The 26,192-nt window shown below is 58.9% G+C and carries 29 protein-coding genes, 1 tRNA gene and 1 pseudogene; 19 read left to right on the forward strand and 12 right to left on the reverse strand.

Annotated features, from left to right (window positions below; genetic code table 11):
- Nucleotides 1–159: 159 nt before the first annotated feature.
- The 6 genes from dapA to ACYZT2_RS08055 all read left to right on the forward strand — a co-directional run bounded on the left by dapA (nucleotide 160) and on the right by ACYZT2_RS08055 (nucleotide 4,382).
- A complete protein-coding gene (dapA, locus tag ACYZT2_RS08030) occupies nucleotides 160–1,038 on the forward strand; it encodes a 4-hydroxy-tetrahydrodipicolinate synthase (RefSeq protein WP_007898664.1) in 879 nt (292 codons plus the stop codon).
- 17 nt (nucleotides 1,039–1,055) lie between these two features.
- Nucleotides 1,056–2,171, forward strand: coding sequence for an outer membrane protein assembly factor BamC (gene bamC, locus ACYZT2_RS08035; protein ID WP_461971376.1), 1,116 nt, complete (start codon nucleotides 1,056–1,058; stop codon nucleotides 2,169–2,171).
- 4 nt (nucleotides 2,172–2,175) lie between these two features.
- Entirely contained in the window at nucleotides 2,176–2,934 is a 759-nt protein-coding gene (locus ACYZT2_RS08040; RefSeq protein WP_038979338.1) for an MBL fold metallo-hydrolase, read from the forward strand.
- 28 nt (nucleotides 2,935–2,962) lie between these two features.
- Nucleotides 2,963–3,676, forward strand: a complete 714-nt coding sequence (gene purC, locus ACYZT2_RS08045) for a phosphoribosylaminoimidazolesuccinocarboxamide synthase (RefSeq protein ID WP_095630959.1) — start codon at nucleotides 2,963–2,965, stop codon at nucleotides 3,674–3,676.
- Nucleotides 3,677–3,759: 83 nt separating this feature from the next.
- A tRNA-Ser gene (locus ACYZT2_RS08050) sits at nucleotides 3,760–3,849 on the forward strand.
- A gap of 341 nt (nucleotides 3,850–4,190) precedes the next feature.
- The gene (locus ACYZT2_RS08055) at nucleotides 4,191–4,382 is read left to right on the forward strand and encodes a YegP family protein (RefSeq protein ID WP_461971377.1); all 192 of its coding nucleotides are present in this window, start codon (nucleotides 4,191–4,193) and stop codon (nucleotides 4,380–4,382) included.
- A gap of 54 nt (nucleotides 4,383–4,436) precedes the next feature.
- Here ACYZT2_RS08055 and ACYZT2_RS08060 read toward each other — a convergent pair whose 3' ends face one another.
- Nucleotides 4,437–4,643, reverse strand: a complete 207-nt coding sequence (locus ACYZT2_RS08060) for a hypothetical protein (protein WP_461971378.1) — start codon at nucleotides 4,641–4,643, stop codon at nucleotides 4,437–4,439.
- A 343-nt stretch (nucleotides 4,644–4,986) separates the two neighbouring features.
- Between ACYZT2_RS08060 and ACYZT2_RS08065 the strand changes: the two are divergent.
- Together ACYZT2_RS08065 and ACYZT2_RS08070 are read left to right on the forward strand one after the other, a co-directional pair.
- A pseudogene (locus tag ACYZT2_RS08065) lies at nucleotides 4,987–5,316 on the forward strand (LysR family transcriptional regulator); the annotation flags it as partial.
- A gap of 57 nt (nucleotides 5,317–5,373) precedes the next feature.
- Nucleotides 5,374–5,739: a 5-carboxymethyl-2-hydroxymuconate Delta-isomerase gene (locus ACYZT2_RS08070; RefSeq protein WP_461971379.1), complete on the forward strand. Its 366-nt coding sequence runs from the start codon at nucleotides 5,374–5,376 to the stop codon at nucleotides 5,737–5,739.
- Between the two features lie 3 nt (nucleotides 5,740–5,742).
- On the opposite strand, the gene ACYZT2_RS08075 is transcribed toward ACYZT2_RS08070, so the two are convergent.
- From ACYZT2_RS08075 to ACYZT2_RS08085, 3 genes are all read right to left on the reverse strand, one after another.
- The gene (locus ACYZT2_RS08075) at nucleotides 5,743–6,678 is read right to left on the reverse strand and encodes a LysR family transcriptional regulator (protein ID WP_461971380.1); all 936 of its coding nucleotides are present in this window, start codon (nucleotides 6,676–6,678) and stop codon (nucleotides 5,743–5,745) included.
- A 147-nt stretch (nucleotides 6,679–6,825) separates the two neighbouring features.
- A complete protein-coding gene (locus ACYZT2_RS08080; protein WP_461971381.1) occupies nucleotides 6,826–7,773 on the reverse strand; it encodes a DMT family transporter in 948 nt (315 codons plus the stop codon).
- A gap of 15 nt (nucleotides 7,774–7,788) precedes the next feature.
- Nucleotides 7,789–8,973, reverse strand: a complete 1,185-nt coding sequence (locus ACYZT2_RS08085; protein WP_461971382.1) for a cyanate transporter — start codon at nucleotides 8,971–8,973, stop codon at nucleotides 7,789–7,791.
- Between the two features lie 560 nt (nucleotides 8,974–9,533).
- Here ACYZT2_RS08085 and ACYZT2_RS08090 point away from each other — a divergent pair.
- The 6 genes from ACYZT2_RS08090 (at nucleotide 9,534) to ACYZT2_RS08115 (ending at nucleotide 16,071) form a co-directional block, all read left to right on the forward strand.
- Nucleotides 9,534–10,916 (forward strand): glutamine synthetase family protein, encoded by a 1,383-nt coding sequence (locus tag ACYZT2_RS08090; protein ID WP_461971383.1) that lies wholly within the window; start codon nucleotides 9,534–9,536, stop codon nucleotides 10,914–10,916.
- 168 nt (nucleotides 10,917–11,084) lie between these two features.
- The gene (locus ACYZT2_RS08095; protein ID WP_461971384.1) at nucleotides 11,085–12,734 is read left to right on the forward strand and encodes a phosphoethanolamine transferase; all 1,650 of its coding nucleotides are present in this window, start codon (nucleotides 11,085–11,087) and stop codon (nucleotides 12,732–12,734) included.
- 73 nt (nucleotides 12,735–12,807) lie between these two features.
- Nucleotides 12,808–13,470, forward strand: coding sequence for a class I SAM-dependent methyltransferase (locus ACYZT2_RS08100; RefSeq protein WP_461971385.1), 663 nt, complete (start codon nucleotides 12,808–12,810; stop codon nucleotides 13,468–13,470).
- Between the two features lie 123 nt (nucleotides 13,471–13,593).
- Nucleotides 13,594–14,727, forward strand: coding sequence for a ribonuclease D (gene rnd / locus ACYZT2_RS08105; RefSeq protein ID WP_461971386.1), 1,134 nt, complete (start codon nucleotides 13,594–13,596; stop codon nucleotides 14,725–14,727).
- A complete protein-coding gene (locus ACYZT2_RS08110; protein WP_038979352.1) occupies nucleotides 14,724–15,017 on the forward strand; it encodes a YcgL domain-containing protein in 294 nt (97 codons plus the stop codon). Before rnd ends, ACYZT2_RS08110 begins: the two co-directional genes overlap by 4 nt.
- Before the next feature lie 121 nt (nucleotides 15,018–15,138).
- Complete coding sequence (locus ACYZT2_RS08115) at nucleotides 15,139–16,071, forward strand: D-2-hydroxyacid dehydrogenase (RefSeq protein ID WP_461971387.1); 933 nt, start codon at nucleotides 15,139–15,141, stop codon at nucleotides 16,069–16,071.
- A gap of 124 nt (nucleotides 16,072–16,195) precedes the next feature.
- Here ACYZT2_RS08115 and ACYZT2_RS08120 read toward each other — a convergent pair whose 3' ends face one another.
- Nucleotides 16,196–16,789: a nitroreductase family protein gene (locus tag ACYZT2_RS08120; protein WP_461971388.1), complete on the reverse strand. Its 594-nt coding sequence runs from the start codon at nucleotides 16,787–16,789 to the stop codon at nucleotides 16,196–16,198.
- Nucleotides 16,790–17,057: 268 nt separating this feature from the next.
- Between ACYZT2_RS08120 and ACYZT2_RS08125 the strand changes: the two genes are divergently transcribed.
- Entirely contained in the window at nucleotides 17,058–17,507 is a 450-nt protein-coding gene (locus ACYZT2_RS08125) for a YcgN family cysteine cluster protein (protein ID WP_038979355.1), read from the forward strand.
- 102 nt (nucleotides 17,508–17,609) lie between these two features.
- Here the strand turns inward: ACYZT2_RS08125 and ACYZT2_RS08130 are convergent, their stop codons facing one another.
- The 4 genes from ACYZT2_RS08130 to ACYZT2_RS08145 all read right to left on the reverse strand — a co-directional run bounded on the left by ACYZT2_RS08130 (nucleotide 17,610) and on the right by ACYZT2_RS08145 (nucleotide 19,869).
- Nucleotides 17,610–17,987 (reverse strand): YgaP family membrane protein, encoded by a 378-nt coding sequence (locus ACYZT2_RS08130; RefSeq protein ID WP_038979357.1) that lies wholly within the window; start codon nucleotides 17,985–17,987, stop codon nucleotides 17,610–17,612.
- 92 nt (nucleotides 17,988–18,079) lie between these two features.
- On the reverse strand, nucleotides 18,080–18,550 hold the full coding sequence (locus tag ACYZT2_RS08135) for an RNA methyltransferase (protein WP_123721923.1): 471 nt from the start codon (nucleotides 18,548–18,550) through the stop codon (nucleotides 18,080–18,082).
- A 210-nt stretch (nucleotides 18,551–18,760) separates the two neighbouring features.
- Complete coding sequence (locus ACYZT2_RS08140) at nucleotides 18,761–19,135, reverse strand: YajD family HNH nuclease (protein WP_123360399.1); 375 nt, start codon at nucleotides 19,133–19,135, stop codon at nucleotides 18,761–18,763.
- Nucleotides 19,136–19,182: 47 nt separating this feature from the next.
- Nucleotides 19,183–19,869 (reverse strand): spermidine synthase, encoded by a 687-nt coding sequence (locus ACYZT2_RS08145; RefSeq protein WP_095195505.1) that lies wholly within the window; start codon nucleotides 19,867–19,869, stop codon nucleotides 19,183–19,185.
- Nucleotides 19,870–19,965: 96 nt separating this feature from the next.
- Here ACYZT2_RS08145 and ACYZT2_RS08150 point away from each other — a divergent pair, with 96 nt between their 5' ends.
- On the forward strand, nucleotides 19,966–20,256 hold the full coding sequence (locus ACYZT2_RS08150; RefSeq protein WP_461971389.1) for a hypothetical protein: 291 nt from the start codon (nucleotides 19,966–19,968) through the stop codon (nucleotides 20,254–20,256).
- Nucleotides 20,257–20,259: 3 nt separating this feature from the next.
- Here the strand turns inward: ACYZT2_RS08150 and ACYZT2_RS08155 are convergent, their stop codons facing one another.
- Both ACYZT2_RS08155 and ACYZT2_RS08160 read right to left on the reverse strand, forming a co-directional pair.
- On the reverse strand, nucleotides 20,260–20,733 hold the full coding sequence (locus ACYZT2_RS08155; protein ID WP_461971390.1) for a cyclic nucleotide-binding domain-containing protein: 474 nt from the start codon (nucleotides 20,731–20,733) through the stop codon (nucleotides 20,260–20,262).
- 194 nt (nucleotides 20,734–20,927) lie between these two features.
- Nucleotides 20,928–22,982 (reverse strand): S9 family peptidase, encoded by a 2,055-nt coding sequence (locus ACYZT2_RS08160; RefSeq protein ID WP_461971391.1) that lies wholly within the window; start codon nucleotides 22,980–22,982, stop codon nucleotides 20,928–20,930.
- A gap of 216 nt (nucleotides 22,983–23,198) precedes the next feature.
- On the opposite strand from ACYZT2_RS08160, the gene ACYZT2_RS08165 reads away from it, so the two are divergent.
- The 3 genes from ACYZT2_RS08165 to ACYZT2_RS08175 are packed head-to-tail and all read left to right on the forward strand — an operon-like array spanning nucleotide 23,199 to nucleotide 25,060.
- Entirely contained in the window at nucleotides 23,199–23,696 is a 498-nt protein-coding gene (locus tag ACYZT2_RS08165; protein ID WP_461971392.1) for an MFS transporter, read from the forward strand.
- Between the two features lie 32 nt (nucleotides 23,697–23,728).
- Complete coding sequence (locus ACYZT2_RS08170; RefSeq protein WP_461971393.1) at nucleotides 23,729–24,505, forward strand: class II glutamine amidotransferase; 777 nt, start codon at nucleotides 23,729–23,731, stop codon at nucleotides 24,503–24,505.
- A gap of 12 nt (nucleotides 24,506–24,517) precedes the next feature.
- Nucleotides 24,518–25,060 carry a DUF2937 family protein gene (locus ACYZT2_RS08175; RefSeq protein ID WP_461971394.1) on the forward strand — a complete coding sequence of 181 codons (543 nt, stop codon included), beginning with the start codon at nucleotides 24,518–24,520 and terminating at the stop codon, nucleotides 25,058–25,060.
- Between the two features lie 146 nt (nucleotides 25,061–25,206).
- Here ACYZT2_RS08175 and ACYZT2_RS08180 read toward each other — a convergent pair whose 3' ends face one another.
- Nucleotides 25,207–26,121: a LysR family transcriptional regulator gene (locus ACYZT2_RS08180; RefSeq protein ID WP_461971395.1), complete on the reverse strand. Its 915-nt coding sequence runs from the start codon at nucleotides 26,119–26,121 to the stop codon at nucleotides 25,207–25,209.
- Nucleotides 26,122–26,192 lie beyond the last annotated feature (71 nt).

Raw genomic sequence — 26,192 nt, forward strand, 5'->3', positions numbered from 1 at the left:
AGGCTGGAACGCGGCGTACGAGCTTATCAGTACCGATCAAAGTCTGAAGGGTAGCGAAAAGCAGCGCCAAGGGGAATGGCAGCAGCGCAGTACTTCGCTTGTACAAGCATCTTGGCGCCAGTACCATTACCGCTCTCTTTTTCCGGCAGGAGCGGTTGCATGATTGCGGGCAGTATGGTGGCACTGGTCACACCCATGGATGCACAGGGTCGTCTCGACTGGGACAGCCTGAGCAAACTGGTAGACTTCCACCTGCAAGAGGGCACCAACGCCATCGTGGCGGTCGGCACTACAGGTGAGTCGGCCACGCTTGACGTGAACGAGCACATCGAAGTGATTCGTCGCGTGGTTGCCCAGGTTGCAGGGCGTATTCCGGTGATCGCCGGTACGGGCGCCAATTCGACGCGCGAAGCGATCGAGCTGACGACCAACGCGAAGAACGCCGGCGCCGACGCGTGCCTGCTGGTAACCCCTTATTACAACAAGCCGACGCAAGAAGGCCTGTACCAGCACTTCAAGGCCATCGCCGAAGCCGTCGACATCCCGCAAATTCTCTATAACGTGCCGGGCCGTACCGCTTGCGACATGCAGGCCGAGACGGTGATTCGCCTGTCGACCGTGAAAAACATCATCGGCATCAAGGAAGCCACGGGCGACCTGCAGCGCGCCAAGGACATCCTGGCCGGCGTGAGCAGCGACTTCCTGGTTTATTCCGGTGACGACGCGACCGCGGTCGAGCTGATGCTGCTTGGCGGCAAGGGCAATATTTCGGTGACCGCCAACGTCGCACCGCGCGCCATGAGCGAGTTGTGTGCCGCAGCCATGGCCGGTGATGCCGTCAAAGCCCGGGCGATCCACGAAAAACTGATGCCGCTCAATAAAACCCTGTTTATCGAATCCAACCCTATCCCCGTGAAATGGGCACTGCATGAAATGGGCTTGATGCCGGACGGTATCCGTCTGCCGCTCACCTGGCTCAGTGCTGCCTGTCACGAACCGCTGCGGCAGGCCATGCGCCAGTCCGGCGTCCTGGTTTAATTGAGGAAGTACTACGCATGAAGCGATTGGCCGGACTTTCCGCACTTGCCTTGATTATCTCCAGCACCAGTGGCTGCGGATGGATCTGGGGCCCGGAAGGTTATTTCCGTGACCGTGGTAGCGACTACCTGGAAGCGCAACAGACTGCACCGATGCAACTGCCACCGGACGTCAGCACCGCCAAGCGTCTGGATCCGCTGTTGCCGATCCCGCGCAACGTGGCCGACGACACCGCCAAGGGCGAATACATCGTGCCTCGTCCGCAGCCGCTGTCGGCATCGGCTGACGCCAGTGCCTACTCTCTGCAGAAGAGCGGCGACTCGCGTTCGATCCTGGCTCAGACCCCACCGGCCGAAGTCTGGCCCGTGGCCGTGCAGTTCTTCCAGGACAACGGTTTCCGTCTGGACGAGCAACGCCCGCAAACCGGCGAATTCACTACCACCTGGCAGCATTCCGACGAACTGTCCGCCGCAATGGCCAAGCGCCTGAGCGCGGCCGGTGTCGGCGCCGACAGTGAAACCCGCGTACGGGTACGTATCGAGCCGGGCGTGCAGCGCAACACCAGTGAAGTCTACGTGGTCAGCGCCGAGCGTCCTGCCGGCAGCACCGCCAATGTCGATTTCACCAATCGTTCGGTCAACACTGGCCTGGACGCAGCACTGGTCGACGACATGCTCGCGAGCATGAGCCGTACCTCGGAGAAGGGGGGTTCGGTCTCCATGCTGGCCTCTCGTGATTTCGATACGCCAAGTCGTGTCAGCCTGACCGAAGATGGCAGCGGCAACCCGGTGCTCAACGTCGGTTCCGATCTGGATCGTGCCTGGTCGAGTGTCGGTCGTGCGCTGGAACAGGGCGAATGGCGTGTTGAAGACATCAACCGCAGCCTGGGCCTGTACTACATCAACCTCGCCGAAAAAGCCGAGAAAAAGGACGAGAAGCCAGGTTTCCTCAGCGGTCTGTTCGGCAGCAAGCCGGACAAGGAAGAAGTTGAAGCCCGCGCCGAGCGTTATCAGGTTCGCCTGAGCAAGGTTGGCGAGAACGTTCAAGTCACCGTCGAGAAAAACATCAACACCGTGGCGCCAGCAGACGTGGCGCGTAAAGTGTTGAGCGTGATTCAGGACAACCTGGGCTGATCACATGCGTTTTGCCGTTCTCGGCAGCGGTAGCCAAGGGAACGGCACGCTGATAGCCAGCGACGACACGTATGTACTGGTGGATTGTGGTTTCTCCCTGCGAGAAACCGAAAAACGCCTGCTGCGACTGGGTGTGAACCCTTCGCAGTTGAGCGCGATACTCGTGACCCACGAACATGCCGACCACGTGCATGGCGTGGGTTTGCTGTCTCGGCGTTACAATCTGCCTGTCTACCTCAGTCGCGGGACCCTGCGCGGGATGCGCAAACCGATTGAACCCGCAGGCTTTCTGGCTGGCGGCGAGCAACTGCAAATCGGCAACCTGAGCATCGGCGTCATTGCCGTGGCCCATGATGCGCAGGAGCCGACGCAGTATGTTTTCAGCGACGGTCAGCGGCGTTTCGGCCTGTTGACCGACCTGGGCTCGTATTGCAATACGGTGCTGGACGGCTACCGGGACCTCGATGCATTGATGATCGAGTCCAACCATTGCCGTGACATGCTGGCTCGCGGTCACTACCCGTACTTTCTCAAGCAGCGGGTGGGCGGAGAATTGGGACATTTGAACAACCATCAGGCGGCATTCCTGGTGGCCGAGTTGGGCTGGCAAGGCCTGCAACACCTGGTCCTGGCCCATCTGAGCAGCAAGAACAACCTGCCGCAGCTGGCCCGGCAATGTTTTGTCGACACCCTCGGGTGCGACCCGGACTGGCTGCAACTGGCCGATCAAGATTCAGGGCTCGACTGGCGACACATCGCCTAGCCCACCTACTTAGCAAGCGGAGCCCATCATGGAAAAACGTGAAGAACTCTACCGCGGCAAAGCCAAATCGGTTTACAAGACCGATGACGCTGACCGCTTGATCCTGCTGTTTCGCAACGACACCTCGGCGTTCGACGGCAAGCGCATCGAGCAGCTCGACCGCAAAGGCATGGTGAACAACAAGTTCAACGCCTTCATCATGCAGAAACTCGAAGCAGCTGGCGTGCCGACGCAATTCGACAAACTGCTGGGCGACAACGAATGCCTGGTGAAGAAACTCGACATGATTCCGGTCGAGTGCGTCGTGCGTAACTATGCCGCCGGCAGCCTGGTCAAGCGTCTGGGCGTTGAAGAAGGCATGAAGCTCAACCCTTACACCTTCGAACTGTTCCTGAAGGACGACGCCAAGGGCGACCCGTTCATCAACGAATCCCACGTCGTGGCATTCGGTTGGGGCACCGCCGAGCAACTGGTTCGCATGAAAGAACTGTCGCTCAAGGTCAACGAAGTCCTGAGCAAACTGTTCGACGACGCCGGCCTGCTACTAGTCGACTTCAAACTCGAATTCGGCGTTTTCTCCGACGGCACCATCGTCCTGGGCGACGAGTTCAGCCCGGACGGCTGCCGTCTGTGGGACAAGGCCACCGGCAAGAAAATGGACAAGGACCGCTTCCGTCAGGGCCTCGGTGATGTCATCGAAGCCTACGAAGAAGTCGCCAATCGTCTGGGTGTACCGCTGTAATCGACGCAAGCATCTGATAGCACGGAAAAATTTCGCTTAGGGGGTTCGCTTCCGGCAAAAGTGTTGTTATGATGCGCGCCGTTGGAGAGATGCCAGAGTGGCCGAATGGGACGGATTCGAAATCCGTTGTACCTTCACCGGTACCTAGGGTTCGAATCCCTATCTCTCCGCCATTACATAGAAAAAGCCCCGTAGCTGAATAAGCTACGGGGCTTTTTCGTTTGTGCAGCTTTTTCCATTGGGCCATTTGGCGTTCGTCCGACGTTTGCCCAAGTTTTTTGGTGTCGGATAAACCAGGCCAACAGCGTAAGAAAAAGATGCATGTTTACGGGAAAACTGACTCAACCGAGTCTCTTTAATTACCGCCTCCCGTATCTATTGCTCGTCCCGCGAATCAAAGGTTTTTCTTCGAAATATCCCCTCACACTGAAAGACATTGCCTCAAAAATTCCTCATCTACTCTGGTTTCGCAGGTCACTGATCTGTCGTAATCAGCAGTCGCAAGGAGCGATCAATGTATTTTGAGATTTACAGGCAAACCCGTGGTATCGCACAAACTGGCAAGGGCCAATGGCGCTGGCGTTTGCGGGCGGGGAATCATGAAACGATTGCCAGTGGAGAGGCTTACATCAACAAGTCTGATTGCGTACACGCTATCAGTTTGATCAAAGGGACTCATGATCAGACCCCGGTCAAGGAGATATAGACTCCAGGCAGTGAAGCTGCTCAATGGGAGCAGCTTCATTCTAACCGGGCGGGCTTACGGTTGTGAGTGGCCCAGTTTTCTTTTGATCAGGTCGTAGACGTCCTTGTGGGTGGAGTGGTGCAGGGAGTTGTCCTTGCAGGCCGAGGCCAGGAACGTTTTGACTTCCTCCTTGGCATGCGGATAAAGGCTGGCCACATAGTCGGCTTCATGAACCTGGGTGCAGTTGAAGTGTTTGTCGTCTTTCGCTTTGTCTCTAGCCATTGCGAGGCTCCTTTGAGTTCATATGGTTTTCGGTGGTCAGGGTCGTTTTGCCCCAAACGTTGCTGAGCTTAGAGGCGCAATCGCTTCCTGCCAGACGAACGACGAAATCAGGAAGGGGATGTAAGACGAAGCCGCTGTCTGCATTTGGATTAAACGCAAACTGCCTGAGTCGCATAGACGCCGATTACGACACCTCCCTAAACTGTCACCCAAGTCTTGGGGGCCGGGGTGCAACGGATGAACCGCAACGAACTACGCAAGGCCGACATCAACTTGATGGTGGTGTTCGAGACATTGATGCTCGAACGCAACGTCACACGGGTGGCGGAGAAGCTGTTCCTCATTGCTGCGACACATCCAGCCCAGTATTTTGCGCGCAGACGCATCGGACACACCGAGATGAATATTGCTCGAGGCCGCACGTGCTGGTGTCACACCGCCAATGTCAGTGGCTACGCCGATGAATGGCTGGCGGAAATCGGTCGCACTCGTCATGTGGTGCTCTCGGTGCCGCAATACAGCTCGTTGTCGGCCTTGCTCGCCGGCACCGATCTGATCGCCAGCCTGCCGGATTACACCGCCGAGGCAATGGCCGCGTCCGGCCGAACGTTGGCTGCGCTCGCGTCTGGAGGCGTTCATGAGAGAGCGTGCGATTCTTCCGCTGTCCCAGTGAGTAGGACGGCGCTGTGTTATATGTACGAACTTTCCGCCAATCTTCAGGAGCCCCGTTATGCCCCACCTGCACATGGAATACACCGCCAACTTGCCCGAACTGAATGCCGATGTGGCGTTGATGCGACTCAACAACGCGTTGGTCGCGTCCGGCCAGTTTGGTGCTGAGTTCGACATCAAGGCTCGTGCAGTGAAGGTCGAGACTTTCAGGGTGGGCACTGCACTGGGCGAGCGGGCGTTCGTGCATGTGAAGCTGGCGCTGTTGAGCGGTCGTTCGCCGGAGATCAAAAAGCAGTTGTCTGAAAGCCTGTTGGCTGTGGTGCAGGATGTGTGTGAGTGGCCGGAGGGAGTTGTGGTCCAGTTGTGTGTGGAAATCCTCGATATCGATCGAGAGTCCTACACCAAGACCGCCATCGGCCACTGAGTTTCAGGCCATTTCCTGCTCGGCGCAGGCTTTGATCACTTGCTCGCGTAGCCAGGTGTTGGCGCTGTCCTGATCGACGCTTTGACTCCACTGCATGTCCAGGGTGAAACCCGGCAAGCCGTTGGGCGTTTCGCAGTGATTGAAGATTGCCTCGTTGGCCAGCAATTGCTGGATGCGTCGGGGCAAGGTCAGGATGAAATCGGTGCCGGTGATCATCTTCAGCGCCGCACTGTAGCTGTTGGAACGCGCGACTATCTGTCGTTTGTGGGCCTGTTGAGCAAGCCAGCCGTCGACCATATTGGTGGTAGATGTCCAAGGAGTCGGGAACACATGCCGGCGTTGAGTGAACGCTTGCAGGCTCAAGCGCGGTTCCAGCGGCGTAGCGCGTTTGTCGAAGACGCAGACCAGGTCATCTTCCAGCAGCACCCTGGAGTTGAAATCGGTGTGGCTGCGATGAAAATTCGGGCCGAAACAGATCACCAGGTCGAGGCTGCCATCGCGCAGTTCTTCGGCCGGAATGTCGGTTTCGAACTTGTGCATGTTGACCATCACTGGCAGGTCGGCGAAATCGAAGCTCTTCAACAGGCGCGGCAGGATCAACTGCTCGAAGTACTCCGGCGCGCAGATATTGAAGGTGACCGGTTGCAAGGTCGGATCGAACGTCGGTGCTCCGGCGTGACACAGGTTGATGCTTTCGAGAATTTTCAGCACATGGGTATGCATGGTGCTGGCTTTGTAGGTGGGGCGCATACCCATACGGGTATTGATGAATAATTCGTCTTCGAAACTGGTGCGCAGTTTTTTCAGGCAGTAACTCACGGTGGACTGGCTGACGCAGAGCGCCTCCGACACGCCGGTGACGCTGCTTTGCTCATACACGGCGACAAACACCATGAGGTCCTGCATATCGAGCTTTCTAAGCAAGTTACTGTTCAGCATCCGTTCTGTCTCGCTGTGCTCCTTGCGCTGGCGGTGCGCAAACGTGTGCGAACGATCCTAACGGAACGATGGTGCCAAGAGAATGCCTTGTAGGATTTTTCATGGTCAGTTGTGGGACAGAAAATGTTACGAACACGACCTATGAATTCAATCTCTTGAAAGCTGGCCAGAGGCCTTTAACGCTGATGGCTGCGCGGGGATCGCGTCGCGGCTGGATATTAGCAGCGCCAACATGCCGATGCCCACCAGTAACGCGCCGATGATTTCCAGGGCTAGTGGCGACTGACGTAGCCAAAACCAGTGGAACAGCGTGATGAACAGAGTGCTCAGGTAGATGTAGGAAATGACCGAGGAGGGGGCGATGACGCCAATGGCTCGATGCAGTAGCCAGAAGGTCGCCAGCGTGGCGAACAGTGCCAGGTACATCAACCACCAAAGATCGCTCGCGGTCAGCAACGACGCCGCACGCCAGCCGCCGCTGAACCCACAGAACGCCAATAGAAACAGCGCGCCGAACAACATGTTCCAGAAGGTCATGGCCATCGGGCCGCGTCCCTTGAGGCTATTGGCTTTGAGTCGTTGACTCAGGGGCGAGTAGAGCGCCATCGCCAAACAACCGATCCCGTAAGCCGCCACCGCATACAGCGACGGCAGCTCGCCGGGGCCAGCACCTTTCAACATCAGCAGCACGGCACCGACTGCGGCAGTCAGCATAGGCAATACGCGTTGTTTCAGGCTGCGGTCGGGTATCAGGAAGGCTTCGAACAGCAGCGTCAGCAACGGCACCAGAGTGAACATCGTCCCGGTGTTGACCGCCGAGGTGTAGCGCAGCGCTTCAAATAATGAGCCGAAATACAGCGCCAGCAGCATACCGAGCACAGCATGACCGAACAGGCCGCGAGCGGTCATGGCGGTATCGCCCTTGAACAGCAGCAGGGGCAAAAATACCAGGGCGCAAAACAGCAGGCGCAAACCGGTCAGTAGAATCGGGTCGATGGCCTGGCTGACCTGGGCTGCCGCGGAAAACGAGAAAGCAATCAACAGTGCCCAGAGCAGCATGCCGACATGAGCAGCAGCAAAACCTGTGCATTTCATAATGGGGCTTCCGGGTCAGTGAATGTGTTTGGCGTAATGCCGCGGATCGAAGCGCAGAGCCATCAGGATCATCAACGCCATGACGCCAGTCAGGGACCACCAGGCCCATTCGAAACTGCCCAACTGATCGCGAATTATCCCGGCCATCAGCGGCGAGAGGCCGGCGATCAAGTAACCTATGCCCTGCACGAAGGCAGTCAACCCGCCCGCGCGTTGGGGATTGTCCAGATGATCCAGTGACACAGTCAGGCTCATCGGGAACAGCCCGCCGATGCCCAGTCCGAGGAGGCAGGGCCACAGCAGGCTCAGATGTTGCGGGCTCAGAATCAGCCCGCAGAAACCGGCCATGATCAGCGTCAGTAACACCACCAGCACCAGCCTCCGGTCTCGGCTGCGGTTGGCGATGGCGGGAACCAATAGCCCCGACAACACTTCCATGGCTGTCAAAAAGCCCAGCAACAAACCGGCCTGTTGTTCACTCCAGCCTTTTTCCACGTAGTACGGCGCCAGCCAGGCCAGCACACAGGTGTAGGACGCCGTACCGAGGCCGAAGAAGATCGCGAGTAACCAGGCGCGGGAATGGGTGAAAAAGGATTCGTTGCCTGATGATTTTGCATCCAGCGTCGGCATTCCCCAGCGTAGGGCGCACCAGAACAGCAACGCCACCAGCGCCAGCGCCGCCCAGATCGCCAACCCCACTCGCCAACTGTCGGTGCGGGTCATCACCAGCGGCGCAAACGACGCCGCGATTGCCGCGCCGCCCATGATCGACGTCACGTAGAGGCCCATGCACACGGAAACGTTGTCGCTGAAACGGGACTTGATCAGGGCGGGCATCAACGCCTGGATCAACGCAATGCCGATGCCGGCCAATACGGCACTCAGGATCAGTTCCGCCGCTGAATCGAGGAACAGCCGCGACACCGTGGCCAGGCCGATGATCAGCAGCGACAGCACCACGGTGCGCTGCTCGCCCAGGCGCTGACTGACACCGATACCGAAGAACATCGCCAGCCCCATGGCCATGACTGGCAGCATTGTCAGGAGCGATGCCAGGCTGAAACTCAGCGCGATATCACCGCGAATTGCTGATAGCAAAGGACCGACAGCGGCCATGGACGGACGCAGGTTCAGGGCGACAAGAATGATTCCGAACATCAGCCAGAAGGCAGGACGGGAGGTTGCGCGAACGTTTTCCATAATCGGACCTTCAGGAACAAGGAGTCGATTAGGCGCGCGAGCCCCGGAGGCGGCAAATCAGAAAGTCTGGAGTAGTATTTAAATATTAAATAGCTGTCCGTTCGCCTTGTCCCCCGTAGCAGCTGCCGAGCCTGCGAGGCTGCGTTCGGCGGCGCAGCCGTCGTGAAATCATATGGCGCGGTGTATCAGGTAAACCTCATTTGCAGAATTAGCGACGCGCCGCCGAACGCAGCCTCGCGGGCTCGGCAGCTGCTACATAGGCCGTCGCGAACAATCAATTGTTTAGCCAATCCGCACCCAAGGTTCTTCAAATCCCGATTTAACGACTTAACCGCCCGTGTGACGCTGCTGGTCATCTGTTTACTGCGGTCTACTCTATGGACGGTTGTCCGGTCGCACTTCCCTCCGAACTGGCCTTCTGGGCACTGTGGCACTGCCGCCACGCACGCCCGCCGGATTCCTGCATGTCCCGTTGATTGTTCTGAAGGCCCTGCGCTGTGCGCCGGGATCAAACCGGCGGCGCCTGTGCGTTTGCCTGACGCGGATAGACGAGATTTCCCATGAGCTGTGCCACGACATCCTTCGCCACGAAAGAAGAAGCCCTGTCCTTCCTGGAACACAATCCGGATATCGAGATGTTCGAGTTGTTCATCCTCGACAACAACGGTGTGCCACGGGGCAAGTTGCTGCATCGCGATGAACTGCTGGCGGTGTACGAGAGCGGGCGGCCGCTGCCGAGTACCATTCTGGGCCTGACCATCAATGGCGATGACGTAGAAAATTCCGGGCTGGTCTGGGACGTCGGTGATATCGATTGCCGGGCCTACCCGATCAGCGGCAGTTTGCAGCCTATGCCGTGGCGATTGATTCCCACGGCGGCGGTGCAGGTCAGCATGCATCCGAAAGAGGGCATGCCCGCGACCATCGCCGATCCACGGCACTTGCTGGCCAAGGTTATCGAAGGCTTGCAGGCCGACGGTTATTACCCGGTGATGGCGGCGGAGCTGGAGTTCTATTTGCTGGATCAGCAGCGCGACAGCAACGGTCGGCCGCAGCCGGCGCGGGATGTCGATGGCGGGCGGCCACGTGGGACTCAGGTCTATGGCTTACGTGAGCTGGAGCAGATCGAGCCGTTTCTGGCCGACCTCTACAGCGCCTGCAAGCTTCAGGGCATTCCGGCGCGCACGGCGATTTCCGAATACGCGCCGGGGCAGGTGGAAATCACCCTCGAACACCGCACCGATGCTTTGCAGGCGATGGATGAAGCGGTGCGCTACAAACGGCTGGTCAAGGGCGTGGCCCACAAGCATGGGATGGCCGCCTGTTTCATGGCCAAGCCTTTCGATGACCTGGCTGGCACCGGCATGCACATGCACGTCAGCCTGGCGGACAAGAACGGCAACAACCTGTTCGCCAGCGAAGCCCCGGACGGCACGCCGCTGCTCAAGCATGCGGTCGGAGGGATGCTCAGCACGTTGCTCGATTCATTGCTGCTGTTCTGTCCGAACGCCAACTCGTACCGTCGTTTCCAGACCAACAGCTACGCACCATTGGCGGCCACCTGGGGCGTGGACAACCGCACGGTGAGTTTGCGGGTGCCCGGCGGGCCAGCATTCTCCCGGCATATCGAACATCGCATCTGTGGTGCCGACGCCAACCCGTATCTGGCGGCTGCGGCGATTCTGGCCGGGATTCATCGTGGCATCCGCGAGCAGCTGGACCCTGGCGCACCGGTGGAGGGTAACGGGTACGCCCAGGCCACTGAATTGTTGCCCACCGACTGGTTGACCACGTTGCGTGCGCTGGAGGCATCGAACTGGGCGCGGGAGGCCTTCGGCGGTGAGTTTCTTGGCGTGTATCTGGCGGTGAAACGTGCCGAATACCGACAGTTCATGGGAGAAGTCGGTGAGCAGGACTGGCGCTGGTATCTGCATCAAGCCTGAAACTGTTTTCCAGTGTTGAAAGTTTTGGCCTAATGCCATTAGCCAACTATTCGTTGGCTTCTTTTTCACGAAAAATTGATGGTTGGCTGCTTAAAATTTGTGTTGTCGCGGTAAATGAAATTTTCACATTTATCGAGGCCACTTCTTTTAACGGAATAGCCGATCATCATGATGAAGTTCAAAGCCGTGCGCCCCGAGTGGGTGACGTTGATTGCCAGCGCCTTTTTATTGGCAGGGTTCAATTTAGTTCTCTGGCAGCACCTTTTTGATATCACTGCCTCAGACGGTCAAGGCATCGCCATGCGTGTCGCGTTCGGGGTGATGATCCTGGCGGCCTTCAACATTGTGCTGACCTTGCTGGCTTTCCGGCCCGTGATGAAACCCGTGTTGACGCTGATCTTTTTGATCAGTGCCGGCGTGGCTTATTTCATGAGCCAGTACGGTGTACTGATCGACGCGGGTATGTTGCGTAACTTCGCTGAAACCAATGCCACGGAAGTGCGCGACTTACTGTCGCTAAAGTTGTTTGTTTATATTGTGCTGCTCGGTGTTTTGCCGTCGTGGTTGTTGTGGACGATTCCCGTCAATTACCGCCGCTGGTACCGTGAGTTATTAAGTAAAGTGCTGGTGAGTGTCGCATCGCTTGCGGTGATCGGCGGTGTCGCGTTGGTCAACTATCAAGGCCTGTCGTCGTTGTTTCGCAATCACCATGAGTTACGCCTGATGGTGGTGCCAAGCAACTATATTGGTGCCTCTCTCGGTTATCTGCGCGAGCAGGTCGTTTCTGCCCGACAACCCTTTGTCAAACTCGGTGAAGATGCCAGGAAAAACCCGGTCTGGCAGACCCACGGCCGTAAATCCCTGACGGTACTGGTGGTGGGTGAAAGTGCCCGGGCCGAGAACTTCGGCATCCTGGGTTATGACCGCGACACCACCCCCAAACTGGATAAAGAGGCCGGCCTGATTGCCTTCACCGATGTGCATTCTTGCGGTACGGAAACGGCCGTGTCGGTGCCCTGTATGTTCTCCAACATGGGCCGCAAGGATTACAACGCCAGCAAGGCAAAGAACCAGGAAGGTCTGCTGGACGTGCTCAAGCACGCCGGCCTCGAGGTGATCTGGCGGGATAATCAGTCGGGCTGCAAAGGCACTTGCGATCGAGTCACTGTGGACGACGTGAGCAACCTGAAAGATCCGGCGCTGTGCGCCAACAGCGAGTGCCGCGATGAAATTCTCCTGCAAGGTTTGCAGCACTTCATCGACACGCTGGATAAAGACACCGTGCTGGTACTGCACCAGATGGGCAGTCACGGTCCGGAATATTTCAAGCGCTACCCGAAAGAGTACGAACGCTTCACGCCGGTGTGTGAAAGCAATGCGCTGAACAATTGCAGCCGCGAAAGTATCGTCAACGGCTACGACAACACGTTGGTGTACACCGACCATGTGCTGTCGACCCTGATCGACCTGTTGCGCAGTAATCAGGACAAAGTCGATACGGCCATGCTCTATCTGTCGGACCACGGCGAATCGCTGGGCGAATACAACCTGTTCCTTCATGGCACGCCTTACATGTTGGCGCCGGAACAACAGAAGCATGTCGCAATGCTGGCGTGGTTCTCCGACAGCTATCAAAAATCGTTCTCGGTGGACACCCATTGCCTGCAACTGAGTCGCGAAAAGCCCTTGAGCCAGGACAACCTGTTCCATTCCATGCTTGGCCTGCTGGAGGTCAACAGCAAGGTCTACGACCCAGGGCTGGACATGTTTGCCGGTTGCCGCGGCGCAGTGATTGACGGTGTGCTGGCCAAAGAATGAGCCCGTCGACCTTTTTTTCACGCGCCAGTGGTTAACCTGCCGTCAGTCGATATTCCAATAAGAGCCTTTGCACATGTCCGCGCTGCCCCCATCCGCCATCGAACTCGAGTTCGCCCGGCGCTACGATCAGGAACACGCCCGCGTCTGCCTTCAGTCGCGATCGCGTGGCCTGGCGGGGCGTTTGACGTTCTGGCGCGACGAGCAACTGGTGCGTAACGCGCTTCAGGTCGCTGGCGAACCGGGATTGATTCTTGATGTGGCCTGCGGTGTCGGGCGCTTCTGGTCGATACTGGCCGAGCATGCGAACCGAGTGATTCTTGCCGCCGACCCGTCTCAGGACATGCTCGATCACGCCCGCACCCACCATCCGCAACACCTGCTGGAGCGGGTCAAGACCTTTCAGAGTTCAGCCTTCACCATCGGTTTGTCGGCGAACGCGGTGGACTGCATTTTTTGCATGCAACTGTTTCAACACATTGCCAGTCCTGAGCATCGGTTGGCCATGCTGGGCGAGTTCCATCGGGTCAGTCGCGATACGGTGATCGTGGCGGTGCGGGCTGATGCGCATTTCAAGCTGCGCCGATCAGGTGTGGAAGGCGCACCCGTCCAGCCACAGGCGAGCAAGGCTGAGCTTGAGGCCGAGTTCAGGCAGGCGGGTTTCCGCTTGCTCAGCCATCAGGACTTCCTGCCGGGTTGCGCGCGGATGCGGGTCTACGTGCTGCGTAAAGGCAGCTAGTTTCCTCCTGTCAGACTATTCTTGCGGTCCAGCAGGTATTTTCGCTAACGCTCTTGTTCAGTGGATGCGCGGAAATCGCCGGGGGCGATATATACTGCGCGCCATTCTTCAAGGGAGAGCCGTGTGGCCATCGATATTCACTGGATTCGCGACAACGATAGCCTCGGTCAGTCTTGCGCCGAGTGGCAGCAGCTGCCATTCGTTGCCCTCGACACCGAATTCATGCGGGTCGACACCTTTTACCCGATCGCAGGCTTGCTGCAGATCGGCGATGGCGTACGCGCTTACCTGATTGACCCACTGACCATCGACAATTGGCAGCCATTGGCCGCGTTGCTGGAAAACCCGGCCGTGGTCAAGGTCGTCCACGCGTGCAGCGAAGACCTCGAAGTATTACTGCGTCTGACCGGCAGTTTGCCGGCGCCGCTGTTCGACACCCAACTGGCCGCCGCTTACCTGAACCTCGGTTTCTCGATGGGCTATTCGCGGCTGGTGCAGGAGGTGCTCGGCATTGACCTGCCCAAGGGCGAAACCCGTTCCGACTGGCTTCAACGTCCGCTGTCCGATACCCAGATCAGCTACGCCGCCGAAGATGCCTTGCATCTGGCGGAAGTTTTCGTACAGCTGCGTCCGAAGCTTTCGGACGACAAATACGCCTGGGTCCTTGAAGACGGTGCCGAGCTGGTGGCCAATCTGCGTCGCGAGGTCGACCCGTATGAGGTTTATCGCGACGCCAAACTGGCCTGGAAGCTGTCCCGCGCCCAACTCGCCGTATTGCGTGAACTCTGCGCCTGGCGTGAAACGCAAGCCCGTGCCCGTGATTTGCCGCGCAACCGCATCGTCCGTGAACATTCCCTGTGGCCATTGGCGCGCACGCAACCGGACAACCTCGGCGCGCTGGCGAAAATCGAAGACATGCACCCGCGTACCGTGCGTCAGGATGGCGAATTTCTGCTTGATCTGATCAAGCGCTCTGGCAGTGTGTCGCCTGATCAATGGCCGCCAGCGGTGCCGGAGCCGTTACCGGTGGAAGCCGCCGCGCTGGTCAAACAGCTGCGCGCCATCGGCCAGGCCGAAGCCGAGCGACTGAACATCGCGCCTGAGCTGATGCTGCGCAAGAAAACCCTGGAAGCGCTGCTCAAAAGCGGCTTCCCCAATGGTCCTTACCAATTGCCTGATTCGCTGCGTGGCTGGCGCCGCGAATTGATGGGCCAGGCGCTGCTCGACAGCCTGTCCACCGCCGGAGAACAGCCTTGAAACGTATTTGCTCCATCTACCAAAGCTCCAAGCGCAGCGGCATGTACCTTTATGTACTCAAAAGCGATGCGCTTGAACGTGTGCCGGAAGCGCTGATGCTGGCCTTCGGCAAGCCGAAACATTCCTTCAATCTGGTGCTGTCGCCTGAGCGCAAACTGGCCAGTGAAGACATCGTCGTCGTGCTGGAAAACCTTGAGAAGCAGGGCTATCACCTGCAAATGCCGCCAGCCGAAGACGAATACATCGAACACCTGCCGGAAGAATTGCTGCGACGCAACGATCCGATGTGATCGACAGACAGGCTCTGTTCAGAGCCTTTATGAAACACTGGAATGATTTTGGCGATGGCCAGGGCCGATGGAGTGATACTCCGTCGGCGGCCGTCTGCACTGCTTTTGAAAGGTTTGAACCATGCGCGTTCTGATTGCTGAACACGACCACCCTGTGTATGCCCAACTATTGCGTCAGGCAGCGCCTGATCTGGAAGTATTGACCAGCGGCGACTCCGCCGAACTGGCCCGTCAGGCCGCCGAATGCCCAGTCTGGCTCGGTCAGCCGGACCTGCTGGCGACGCTGTTGCGTCAGGGCCACCTGCCTGCATGGCTGCAGTCGACCTGGGCCGGCATTACGCCGTTGCTGGCCGACGGTCTGCCACGGCACTATCGCCTGACTCGCGCGGTAGGGATTTTCGGTCAGGTCATGGCCGAATACGTACTGACTTACATGCTCGGCCACGAGCGCGAAGTACTGGCGCGGCTGGTCAGCCAAGTCGAGCGCAAATGGGACAACCGCCAGGGTCAAAGCCTGGCCGGACGCAAGGTGTTGATCGTCGGCACCGGTGATATCGGTCAGACCGTGGCGCAGTTTCTGCTGCCATTTGGCGTCGAGTTGTATGGCATCGCCAGCACCGCCCGGGAGCAGGCGCCGTTTGTCGAAGTCGGCGCGCTGAGCGATTTGCCGCGACTGGTTGGCGAAGTGGATTACGTGATCAATCTGCTGCCTAACACCCCGAATACTCACGACCTGTACGACGCCGCACTGTTCAAGCAGTTCAAACCGACCGGGTTGTTCATCAACGTCGGGCGCGGCGTGGCGGTGGTCGATGCGGATCTGGTGGAAGCCTTGAAGGAAGGGCATCTGGCCGGAGCCATTATCGACGTCTGCCGTCAGGAGCCGCTGCCGCAACGCCATCCGTTCTGGACCGCGTGGGGCCTGCTGTTGACCGGCCACAGTTCGGCACCGACTTCGCCCCCAATGATGGTGAAGTTGTTTGTCGAAAACCTGCGGGCGTATCAGGCGGGCGAAGCGTTGCGTGGGGAAGTGGATTTCTCGCGCGGGTATTGAATCCGCCCCGATCAAAATGTGGGAGCGAGCCTGCTCGCGATGGCGGTGTATCAGTCTCTATAAGTATCGACTGACATGCCGCCATCGCGAGCAGGCTCGCTCCCACATGGGTTCTATGTTTTGCTTAGAGGGTGAAATCCCCCTCAGCTGCCAGTTCGCTCAGCGGACGACGCGGGCTTGGCTCTTCGCGCGCTTGCAGGTACTCGGCCAGCGTCGCCTTATCACCCAGCTTGCCGATCGCCACCGCCGCGTGAAGCGCATAGCCCTCAGGAATATTCAGCTCTTTGCGGGTCAGATCCTGATCGAAACCGGCCATGCCGTGGGTGTGCCAGCCGCTGATGCTCGCTTGCAACGCCAGGTGGCCCCAGGCCGAACCGGTGTCGAAGGTGTGCCACAGCGCCGGTGTTTCTTCGGTGGCGCCGGGTATCGCAAAGGTGGTTTTCGAGACCACGATCACCAGCGCCGAGGCATGCTGCGCCCAGCTGCGGTTGAACTCGTTCAGCAGGCCCAGATAACGCTCCCAGTTCGGCGTGTCGCGACGCGCATAGAGAAACCGCCAAGGCTGCGAGTTGTACGCCGATGGCGCCCAGCGCGCGGCTTCGAAGAAGCTCAGCAGGGTCTCTTCGGCAATGGTTTCGCCGGTGAACGCGCGGGGCGACCAGCGATCGGTGAACTGAGGGTGAATGGCGTAGTCGGCAACGCGTGGGTTAGCACTCATCAAGAGATTCCTTTACGTTTGAAAGTAAAAAACCGGCGGGCGCAGCTGAGCTGAGCGATAGGGTTTTGCGAGAGCCTGGGCCGTTCACCTGAATGCAACGCGGTTGAGCGTTAATGGCACTTGGCTAGGGCTTCTTGCGACTGGCAAAGCTACCGGGCGGCGCAAAAACTCACAAGTGCCATGTACCGGCAGTCGCCAATGCTTGGCCCGCTGGGGCCTTGGCACTAGACTGGCGGCCTTTTCACCACCTGATGTTGATGCTTGAGCCATGGCCGCCAAAGTCGAACCGTTCTGGATACGCAAAACCCTCGATCAACTCGATCAAGAGGAATGGGAATCGCTGTGCGACGGCTGTGGCCTGTGCTGCCTGCAAAAGCTCGAGGACGAAGACGACAACTCCGTCTACTACACGCGCATCGCCTGCAAATTGCTGGACCTCAAAACCTGTCAGTGCACCGACTACCCCAACCGCCGCGACTTTGTGCCCGATTGCATCCAGCTCACGCCGGGCAAGGCCGATGAATTCAAGTGGCTGCCGCCGACCTGCGGTTATCGACTGGTGAGCGAAGGCAAGGATTTACCGCTCTGGCATCATCTGGTGTGCGGTGATCGGGAGGCGGTGCATCACGAACGTATTTCCCAGTCCGGGCGCATGCTCGCCGAGGGCAGCGTGGCCGAAGACGATTGGGAAGACCATCTGATTTTTCGCGCGGGTTAATTCCGGAAGATCAAAAGATCGCAGCCTTCGGCAGCTCCTACAGGGTGTACACCCTCCCAATGTAGGAGCTGCCGAAGGCCGCGATCTTTTGATCTAAAAGGGTTAAACCCCAGCCTTAGGCGAATTCAACGAATCATTACCCGTCACGGTCGCTGTGCTGGTCGCCGCTTCGGCATTGGCTTTCATGCGGCTTAGTTCATCCCCGGCGCGCTCGATTCTCGCGCGTGCGTTTTCCATATCCTGACGGTTCTTTTCCAACAGTCTTTTCGCCGAGCAATGCCCAGTGATGCCCCGGGCCAGGGCCATGCCGCCAATGGCTATTTCAATCAATCCGAATACGCCGCCGCGTCGCAGACCTTTGCTTAGCATGACCACGCCACCCGCCAGGGAGCCGGCGCGCTCCCAACCATGAACGTTCTGTTCGGAAGGGCTCTGGAATGGGGTGGTTTCGATACGTTCTACAGGATTGAACTCGCGCATGATCTGTCTCCAGGCAGGGAAGGATTGCTTCAGCAATAGATATTCAGCTGACTGCCTGGGCGAGCGGCTTGTTCCATCGAATATGTAGCAATTCAGCGGAATTTCGGACCGGAGCGGGTGTTGTTGCCTTTGGCCATGCGGTCGTACAGCACAACGTTGACGGTGGCCGCCAGGTTCATGCAACCGGTGGTCGGGATATAGACCACGTCTTCGCACCAGTCGCGGATTTCTTTATCCAGCGAACCGTCTTCGGGACCGAAGATGTAGAGGGCGCGATCCGGGTGCGTGTATTCCGGTAGCGAACGGGCACCGTCGACCAGTTCGACCGCGACCGGCACACAGCCAAGAGGCAGGATTTTTTTCAGGTCGTCGATGCCGATCAGCGGAATGTCGCAGTGGACTTTCTTGGTGTCGGTGACGAAATCGGCGGCGCGTTCATAACGCTTGCCGGTGTAAAACACCGACGCCACGCCATAGCAGCCGGCGGCGCGCATCACCGAACCGACGTTCTCCGGTGATTTGGGGTTATACAAACCAATGCAGCTGTACCGTTTGTCTGCCACGAGCGGGGTGCCTTCGGGGAAAAAACGGCGATTATACGGGGATTGGGGGAGGGGTGTTCAGTTTGGAGATTGGTGGTGTCTGAGCAATTGCTATCGCGAGCAGGCTCGCTCCCACATTGGATCTTGGGTGTTCACAAATACTATGTGCACAGAAGATCCCCTGTGGGAGCGAGCCTGCTCGCGATGAGGCAGTTAGGGCACCGAAGATCTTCAGTCTTCTTTCTTCATCAACCCCGCCAACGCCGCAAACGGGTTGTGCGTCGCCTTGGCAATCTTCGGCGTACTCAACGAGCCTTCATCGAAATACTGCTGATCGGTATAACGCGAGTGTTCGTTGTCATGGCAATAAAGGCACAACAGCTCCCAGTTCGAGCCATCCTGAGGGTTGTTGTCGTGGTTGTGGTCGCGGTGGTGCACGGTCAGTTCGCTCAGGCGTTTGCCGGAGAACTCACGGGCGCACCGGCCGCACACGTGCGGGTACATCTTCAGGGCTTTGTCGCGGTAACCCATTTCCTTGTCGCGCTGGTTGTCGGCAAGGATGCGGTCCAGCTTCGATGTGTTGGACGGAGGTGTTGACGAACTCATGGGTTCACCTTGTAAAAGACTAATGACGGTTATGACGTGAGTTTAGCTCAGCCCTTGAGCTTTTCGGCAATCCAGATGGTGTGGCGGGTGCCCTTGTTGCCGTGGGCGAAGACTTGCACTTCCTCGGCCTTGAAACCGGCTTTTTTCAGCTTGTCGGAGAACTGCCGGTCGGCGCTGGCCGACCATACCGCCAGCACGCCTTTTGGCCGAAGGGCCTTGGCGCAGGCGCTCAGGCCTCCAGCGGAATAGAGCCAGCTGTTGGCCTTCTGGGTCAGACCTTCGGGGCCGTTGTCGACGTCGAGCATGATCGCATCGAAACCCTGGGGCTCGGCTTGCAGCACTTTGGCCACGTCTTCCATGCGGATCACGGTGCGTGGGTCGAGTAGCGGGTTGCCGGCTTTCTCGCCCAGCGGCCCGCGGTTCCACTCAACCACACCGGGCACCAATTCGGCGACCACCACTTCAGCCGTCTTGCCCAAGTGCTTGAGCGCCGAGGCGAGGGTGAAGCCCATACCCAGGCCACCGATCAACACGCGCGAATGCGGTCTGCCGGCGACCTTGCGGCAGGGGATTTCGGCCAGGGCATCTTCGGAGCCGTGCATGCGGGTGTTCATCAACTGCCCGCCGTCACCGCCCTGAATCTTGATGACGAAATCCTCGCCATATTCGAACAGGCACAGGGCACCGCCGTTTTCAGGAATAGGGGTGGTGTCGAGCAGAACGAAACGTTTCATGGGGCTCTCTTGAGGAGAAATTGACAGATGGAGGAAGGCAAACACGCGCAGTTGGGAGTAGCCTGCAAAAAGACCACAAGGCCAACGGAGCCATTGATGAAGCGCACCATTCTAACGGTCATTGCCCTGGCCGCGCTCTCGATAACTGCAGTGCAGGCCCAAGAGCTGCAAACCATCCCTACCAGCCCCGTGCCGATGCCCGGTTCACCCGGCACCGCCACTCCGACGCCGTATCCGCAGATCACCCCGACCAGCGTGCCCAAGGCCGGCACCGGCAGTGGCGGGCCATCGCTGTTGCCCCCGATCGAAATGCCCAATCCCCCCAAGGACCAGACTTTGCCGGGCCTTGAGCCGAGTACGACGAAAATCAAAACGCCGGGCGGCTAGACACTAGACCTGCTGCGAGAGCAATTGCCCATCGGCCATGCGCAAGCGTCTGGAGAGGGAGACGGCGAGGGCGCGGATGATTTTGGCGGCGATTTTTGGTGCGTCGTTTAGCATCTTTTCCAGGGAGTCCTTGCCCAGGTTGAGCAACTGGCAATTGCTCGCGGCCACGCAACTGGCCGAGCGTCGTTCGCCATCGAGCACGGCCATTTCGCCAAACGCCCGACCGCTACGCAAGGTGGCCATGGTCACCCGTTGCCCGTCGCTAGTGGTCTTCTGCACCGCGACCTGGCCAGTGTGGATGATGCACATGAAACTACCGGCATCGCCCTCATGGAAAATCTCTTCACCTTCGGCGATGGTGCTGATGCTGAAGTAACCCGAGGCCGCGACGAAGTCTGCCGGCAATAGTTGATCGAACAGGCCGCAGTCCATCAGCCAGTCGCGAATTTCGTTGTTCAGTAAGGTCGGTTCTGGCATGTAGTCACGGTCTTTTTCTTGTGTCTGTTGTGTTCCGGACACCGCCCCCTTGTAGGAGCGAGGCTTGCCCGCGAAGAGGCCGTAACATTCGACATCAATGTTGGCTGTGATAATGCCTTCGCGGGCAAGCCTCGCTCCTACAAGGGCGGGGTCTGGCGTACGGGTGTTAAGACCGGCACACCGGGCCAAGTTCCTCAGGCAATGCCCAAAACCTTGAAAACAAATGCGTATTCGAGGGCTACGTCACGTAATCCCTGATAACGCCCGCTCATCCCGCCATGCCCGGCACCCAGTTCAGTCTTGAGCAGCAGGGGATTGGTGTCGGTTTTGGTCGCGCGCAATTTCGCCACCCACTTGGCCGCTTCCCAGTACTGCACGCGACTGTCGTTGTAGCCGGCGATCACCAGCGTTGCCGGATAGGCTTGCGCGGTGACGTTTTCGTACGGGGCGTAGGCCTTGATCCGATCATAGACGTCCGGCTCTTGCGGGTTGCCCCACTCATCGTATTCCGTGACGGTCAGCGGCAGCTCCGGGTCGAGCATGGTGTTGAGCACGTCGACGAACGGCACTTCGGCAATCGCCGCTGCGAACAGCTCCGGCCGTTGATTGAGTACCGCGCCGATCAGCAAACCACCGGCGCTGCCTCCGCTGATCGCCAGCTTCGATGGGCTAGTGAAGCCCTTGGCGATCAGGTGTTCGGCGCAGGCGATGAAGTCGCTGAAGGTGTTGTGCTTGTGTTCCTGCTTGCCGGCGCGGTACCAGGCTTCGCCCAGCTCACCGCCACCGCGTACATGAGCGATGGCAAACGCCATGCCGCGATCCAGCAGGCTCAGGCGGGCGTGGGAGAACCACGGGTCGAGGCTTTCGCCATAGGCGCCGTAACCGTACAGATAAAGCGGCGTCGGCTTGCCGAGGAACTCGCGTTTGACCACAAGGCTGATCGGCACTTGCGTACCGTCCGGTGCCGTCGCCCAAAGCCGCTGGCTGACGTATGCATCGGCGTCGAACGGGCCGAGCACCGGAGTTTCCTTGAGGACTTTCTGCTCGCCGCTGCTCAGAATCAGTTGGCGGATCTGCGCCGGACGGTTCAAGGCTTCGTAGCGCAGACGGATCCGGTCGCTGACAAATTCCAGGCTGTTCTGCACATGCAGGCTGTAGGCCGCGTCCGGCAGTTGCACGCGATAGGGCACCAAGTCCCGTGGGCGGACTTCGATGATCGGCAGGCCACCTTCACGCAGGCTCAGGGTCATGGCCTCGGCGTTCAGGCTCATGCCTTCGAGCATCACGGTGTCGCTGTGGGGAATCAGGTTCTGCCAGTCGGCTTCGGTCGGCGCGACGCCAGTATCGGCGGCTTGGTAGAGGGCGAAGTTGATGCCGTCGCGGTTGGTGCGGATCAGCCACGTCCACTCGCCATCGAGTTTGCCGTGGTCGACATCGTACTCATGAGCTTCGACCCTCGGTGCCAGGCAGGTAAAGGCCTGATGCGGCAGCGAAGCATCGAGCACCCAGACTTCGCTGGTGGTCTTGCTGCCCAGCGACAACAGCAGTTGCCGTTCGGAGCTTGAGCGGTAGCAATGCAGGAAGAATCGGCCGTCCGGCTCATGGAACACTTCTTCGGCCGCGGTGCCGTCCAGCCGATAGCGGAACAGTTTGTGCGGGCGATGGGTGTCGTCGAGTTCGCCGAAGAACAGCGTCAGGCTGTCGTTGGCCCAGGTCATGCTGCCGTCGCAGTCCTGGAACTCCAGTTCGCTGACGCGGCCGCTGGATAATTCCTTCACGAACAGCGTGTAAATCTCTTCGCCGCTGGAGTCGATGCTGTAGGCCAGACGCTGGTGGTCCGGGCTGATGCTGAACGCGCCCAGGGAAAAGAAGCCACCCTTGGCCAGCACGTTCGGATCAAGCAGCAGCAGCTCCTGGCTTTCGTCGATCTGCAGGCTGCCATCGGCCGGACGCGGGCAGCGGTAGTGGCGGGCGTATTCATCGCCGGCAGTGGTGCGGGTGTAATACAGGTACGGGCCCCAAGGCGAAGGCAGCGACAGATCGGTTTCGAGAATCCGCGCCTTGATTTCTTCGAACAGGGTTTCGCGCAGGCCGGCCTGATCGGCGGTTTGTGCCTCTTGATAGCGGTTTTCAGCTTTCAGGTAATCGAGCACCGCGTCGGTGTCGCGCTCCTGCAGCCAGGCATACGGGTCGCAACCGTCAGCCTTGTTGGCAATGGGAGCGCTGGTGACATTGGCGGATAGGGGCATGAATGGCTCTCGAACAATGTACGGAATAGGGGCTTCGCAACCTGTGGGAGCGGGCTTGCTCGCGAAGGCGGTGTGTCAGGCAACATCAATGTCGAGTAATACTCCCTCTTCGCGAGCAAGCCCGCTTCCACATGGAATGCGCTTGACTCACTGGTATTGGGACAAGCCTGACGTGCGAAAAGTCGTTACTATAAGCGCCTCTTTGCCTGCCTTGCCATGGACACCATGACCGAGAACGACTATCTGATCGCTTGGGGCCTCTACGCCTTTGCCGCTTTAGGCTGCCTGTTGGTGTGGATGCGCATCACCCGCTGGATGTGGCGTTGGCTGCGTGAGCCACTGCGGCTGCTGGTGGCGGTGTTGCTGTTCAGCCCGACCATCATCGACCCGGTGAAAGAAAAGATCGCCCCGTCCATCGCCATTACTGCCCTCGACTTGCTGTTCAAGGTTGGCAATAACGCCTGGCGCGCTGTTTCCGATCTGTTCATGTACGGCATGATTGTCTTCGGCATTTACCTGGTGTTCGTGGCCATCCGTTTCCCCATCGAGCGCGCCTCCAACGCTCGCAAGGAACAGGCGGCTGCCGCCAAGGCAGCGGCGCGGGCCGACGAGCCTGACGACGATCAGCCTTTCGGCGGTGCCGGCGATGATCGTTACGGCCGGCCACCGGTGCCGAGCAATCCTCAGCGTTCGCGGGTCGAACCGCGTCTGTAACCGTGCCCCTGTACTGAATCGAGAGTCCGAGCATGTGTGAGTTATTGGGCATGAGCGCCAATGTCCCGACCGATATCGTGTTCAGCTTCACCGGGCTGATGCAGCGCGGCGGCCGCACCGGGCCGCACCGTGACGGTTGGGGCATCGCTTTTTATGAAGGCCGTGGCCTGCGGCTGTTCCAGGACCCGGCGGCGAGCAGCGAGTCGGAAGTGGCGAACCTGGTGCAGCGCTATCCGATCAAAAGCGAAGTGGTGATCGGGCACATTCGCCAGGCCAACGTCGGCAAAGTGTGCCTGTCCAACACCCACCCATTCGTGCGTGAATTGTGGGGGCGCAACTGGTGTTTCGCCCACAACGGCCAGTTGGCTGACTTCAAACCGCCCGCCAGTTTCTACCGCCCCGTCGGCGATACCGACAGCGAAGCGGCGTTTTGCGATTTGCTTAATCGGGTGCGCGCTGCATTCCCCGAGCCGGTAGACATTGAAGCGCTGTTGCCGGACCTGGTGGCCGCTTGCGCCGAGTACCGCAGCAAAGGTGTATTCAACTGCCTGCTCAGCGACGGCGACTGGCTGTTCTGCTACTGCTCGAGCAAGCTGGCGCAGATCACCCGCCGTGCACCGTTCGGCCCGGCGCGTTTGAAGGACGTCGATGTGATCGTCGACTTCCAGGCCGAAACCACACCCAACGATGTGGTCACGGTAATCGCCACCGAACCCTTGACCGAAAACGAAACCTGGACCCGCTACGAACCGGGCCAATGGAGCCTCTGGCGACGCGGTGAATGCGTCAGCCACGGCAAGACCGAATAAGGATTCTCCCCCATGTTGCTCAGTTATCTACGGTTGGTGTTGTTCGCGGCGGGCCTGTTGATTGGTGTCCAGGTGCCTGGGTTCATCAGTGATTATGCCAAGCGGGTCGAGGCGCATCTGATCGAGGCGCAGACCGGTTTGAGCGGTTTTCAGGGCACCGCCAATCAGTTTTTCAAGGGTGATATGCAGGCGCTCGTGGCCCATTACCGTGCCAGCGAAGACCCGATCTTTCGCAACGATGCCGACAGCCTGAGCACTTTGCTCACCCGTCAACTGGCCCTCGACAAGCAATTCCAGGCCATGCAGGGCCCGTGGTACATCCGCGTCCTGCAAGTGGCCCTGGCCGCCGATCCGGATATTCGCAAGGAAACCTGGAACGGCTACAGCTACCAGATTCTGCTGACGCCGGAAGCGATGATCTGGGGCATGAGCGGCGCATTGCTGCTGTCGTTCGGCATTGAATGTTTGTTCCGACTGATCGACTGGGTGGTGCTGGGCGGCAAGCGTTTGCGCCAGAGCCGACCGATTGAAGAGCGGGATTTGCGCGGGTTGTAAGCAAAAGATCAAAAGATCAAAAGATCAAAAGATCGCAGCCTTCGGCAGCTCCTACATTGACCGGGTACAACCATGAATCCACGGGTGTATGCCTTTCCCTGTAGGAGCTGCCGAAGGCTGCGATCTTTTGATTTTGATTTTAATCTTCAACGACTCAACACGATGTAATCCTCACCCACCTTGCACGCATAGCGCTCCACGACGTGCTGACACAGCGCTACGATTTCTTCGACCCATTCCACGCCAACCCGCCACGACACCACCACCTGCAAATTCGGTGGCCGCTGATCGATGGCCAACAACGTCAATTCCCCCCGCGCCAACTCCTCGGCGACCAACACTGGCGGTAACGCGCCAATGCCAAATCCGTCCCTCAGCAATCGGGTAATCGCCGACACCGAGTTCACGCAGTTGAGCCGCGGCGCCATGACCCCGTTGGCCTGCATCAGGCTCAAGATGTCCTGATGAGGATGGGAGTTTTTCGAATAGGTGATGATGCGCTCGCGCGCCAGATCGGCGATACCTGAGTACTCGCGGTTGTAGATGGAATTGCTGGCCACGATCCAGCCCATCGGATGACTGGCCAGCTCCAGGCTGCGCACGCTTTCCTGGCGCAACAGGTCGGTTTGCAGGATCAGATCGAGAAAGCCTTTTTGCAGCTGATCGCAGAGGTTGAGAGCGGTATCGGCCACCAGCTCGATTTCCACCAGCGGGTAGTGATCCATCATTTGCGCCACCAACGGGCTGAGCCAGGTATGGATCACGGTGTCCATGACGCCAATCCGGACCCGTCCGGCCTTGCTCGAACGGGTCTCGATCGACTGCTTGAGCGCCTGCATCGTGTCCATCATCTGCTCGGCATACTCGAGCACTTTCAAGCCTTCGGGCGTCAGGCTCACGCCGCGAGAATCGCGCAGGAACAGCTTCACCCCGAGCTCGCCTTCAAGCACCGCGATACGGCTGGAAATCGACGCCTGGGTGGTGAAGAGTTTGTCTGCCGTCAGGCGGAAACTCTTGAGTCGGGCGACCCAGACAAAGGTCTCGAGAAACTTCAGGTTCATGGGATCAACTTTTTCTTATGCCTTGGCCGGGGTTTTATTAGTTGGACGCAGCAGGGCCGAGCGTCCAAAAA

Source organism: Pseudomonas sp. MDT1-85 (assembly GCF_054898065.1).

What these genes read in the sequence shown, in the direction of transcription:
- ACYZT2_RS08170 (WP_461971393.1), top strand. Translation starts at nt 23,729, where the DNA reads ATGTGTGAGTTATTGGGCATGAGCGCCAATGTCCCGACCGATATCGTG.
- ACYZT2_RS08180 (WP_461971395.1), bottom strand. Translation starts at nt 26,121, where the DNA reads ATGAACCTGAAGTTTCTCGAGACCTTTGTCTGGGTCGCCCGACTCAAG.
- ACYZT2_RS08150 (WP_461971389.1), top strand. Translation starts at nt 19,966, where the DNA reads ATGAAGCGCACCATTCTAACGGTCATTGCCCTGGCCGCGCTCTCGATA.
- ACYZT2_RS08040 (WP_038979338.1), top strand. Translation starts at nt 2,176, where the DNA reads ATGCGTTTTGCCGTTCTCGGCAGCGGTAGCCAAGGGAACGGCACGCTG.
- ACYZT2_RS08055 (WP_461971377.1), top strand. Translation starts at nt 4,191, where the DNA reads ATGTATTTTGAGATTTACAGGCAAACCCGTGGTATCGCACAAACTGGC.
- bamC (WP_461971376.1), top strand. Translation starts at nt 1,056, where the DNA reads ATGAAGCGATTGGCCGGACTTTCCGCACTTGCCTTGATTATCTCCAGC.
- ACYZT2_RS08145 (WP_095195505.1), bottom strand. Translation starts at nt 19,869, where the DNA reads ATGAAACGTTTCGTTCTGCTCGACACCACCCCTATTCCTGAAAACGGC.
- ACYZT2_RS08165 (WP_461971392.1), top strand. Translation starts at nt 23,199, where the DNA reads ATGGACACCATGACCGAGAACGACTATCTGATCGCTTGGGGCCTCTAC.
- ACYZT2_RS08095 (WP_461971384.1), top strand. Translation starts at nt 11,085, where the DNA reads ATGATGAAGTTCAAAGCCGTGCGCCCCGAGTGGGTGACGTTGATTGCC.
- ACYZT2_RS08120 (WP_461971388.1), bottom strand. Translation starts at nt 16,789, where the DNA reads ATGAGTGCTAACCCACGCGTTGCCGACTACGCCATTCACCCTCAGTTC.
- ACYZT2_RS08090 (WP_461971383.1), top strand. Translation starts at nt 9,534, where the DNA reads ATGAGCTGTGCCACGACATCCTTCGCCACGAAAGAAGAAGCCCTGTCC.
- ACYZT2_RS08070 (WP_461971379.1), top strand. Translation starts at nt 5,374, where the DNA reads ATGCCCCACCTGCACATGGAATACACCGCCAACTTGCCCGAACTGAAT.
- purC (WP_095630959.1), top strand. Translation starts at nt 2,963, where the DNA reads ATGGAAAAACGTGAAGAACTCTACCGCGGCAAAGCCAAATCGGTTTAC.
- ACYZT2_RS08100 (WP_461971385.1), top strand. Translation starts at nt 12,808, where the DNA reads ATGTCCGCGCTGCCCCCATCCGCCATCGAACTCGAGTTCGCCCGGCGC.
- ACYZT2_RS08175 (WP_461971394.1), top strand. Translation starts at nt 24,518, where the DNA reads ATGTTGCTCAGTTATCTACGGTTGGTGTTGTTCGCGGCGGGCCTGTTG.
- ACYZT2_RS08060 (WP_461971378.1), bottom strand. Translation starts at nt 4,643, where the DNA reads ATGGCTAGAGACAAAGCGAAAGACGACAAACACTTCAACTGCACCCAG.
- ACYZT2_RS08115 (WP_461971387.1), top strand. Translation starts at nt 15,139, where the DNA reads ATGCGCGTTCTGATTGCTGAACACGACCACCCTGTGTATGCCCAACTA.
- ACYZT2_RS08075 (WP_461971380.1), bottom strand. Translation starts at nt 6,678, where the DNA reads ATGCTGAACAGTAACTTGCTTAGAAAGCTCGATATGCAGGACCTCATG.
- ACYZT2_RS08085 (WP_461971382.1), bottom strand. Translation starts at nt 8,973, where the DNA reads ATGGAAAACGTTCGCGCAACCTCCCGTCCTGCCTTCTGGCTGATGTTC.
- ACYZT2_RS08155 (WP_461971390.1), bottom strand. Translation starts at nt 20,733, where the DNA reads ATGCCAGAACCGACCTTACTGAACAACGAAATTCGCGACTGGCTGATG.
- ACYZT2_RS08160 (WP_461971391.1), bottom strand. Translation starts at nt 22,982, where the DNA reads ATGCCCCTATCCGCCAATGTCACCAGCGCTCCCATTGCCAACAAGGCT.
- dapA (WP_007898664.1), top strand. Translation starts at nt 160, where the DNA reads ATGATTGCGGGCAGTATGGTGGCACTGGTCACACCCATGGATGCACAG.
- ACYZT2_RS08080 (WP_461971381.1), bottom strand. Translation starts at nt 7,773, where the DNA reads ATGAAATGCACAGGTTTTGCTGCTGCTCATGTCGGCATGCTGCTCTGG.
- ACYZT2_RS08125 (WP_038979355.1), top strand. Translation starts at nt 17,058, where the DNA reads ATGGCCGCCAAAGTCGAACCGTTCTGGATACGCAAAACCCTCGATCAA.
- ACYZT2_RS08130 (WP_038979357.1), bottom strand. Translation starts at nt 17,987, where the DNA reads ATGCGCGAGTTCAATCCTGTAGAACGTATCGAAACCACCCCATTCCAG.
- ACYZT2_RS08140 (WP_123360399.1), bottom strand. Translation starts at nt 19,135, where the DNA reads ATGAGTTCGTCAACACCTCCGTCCAACACATCGAAGCTGGACCGCATC.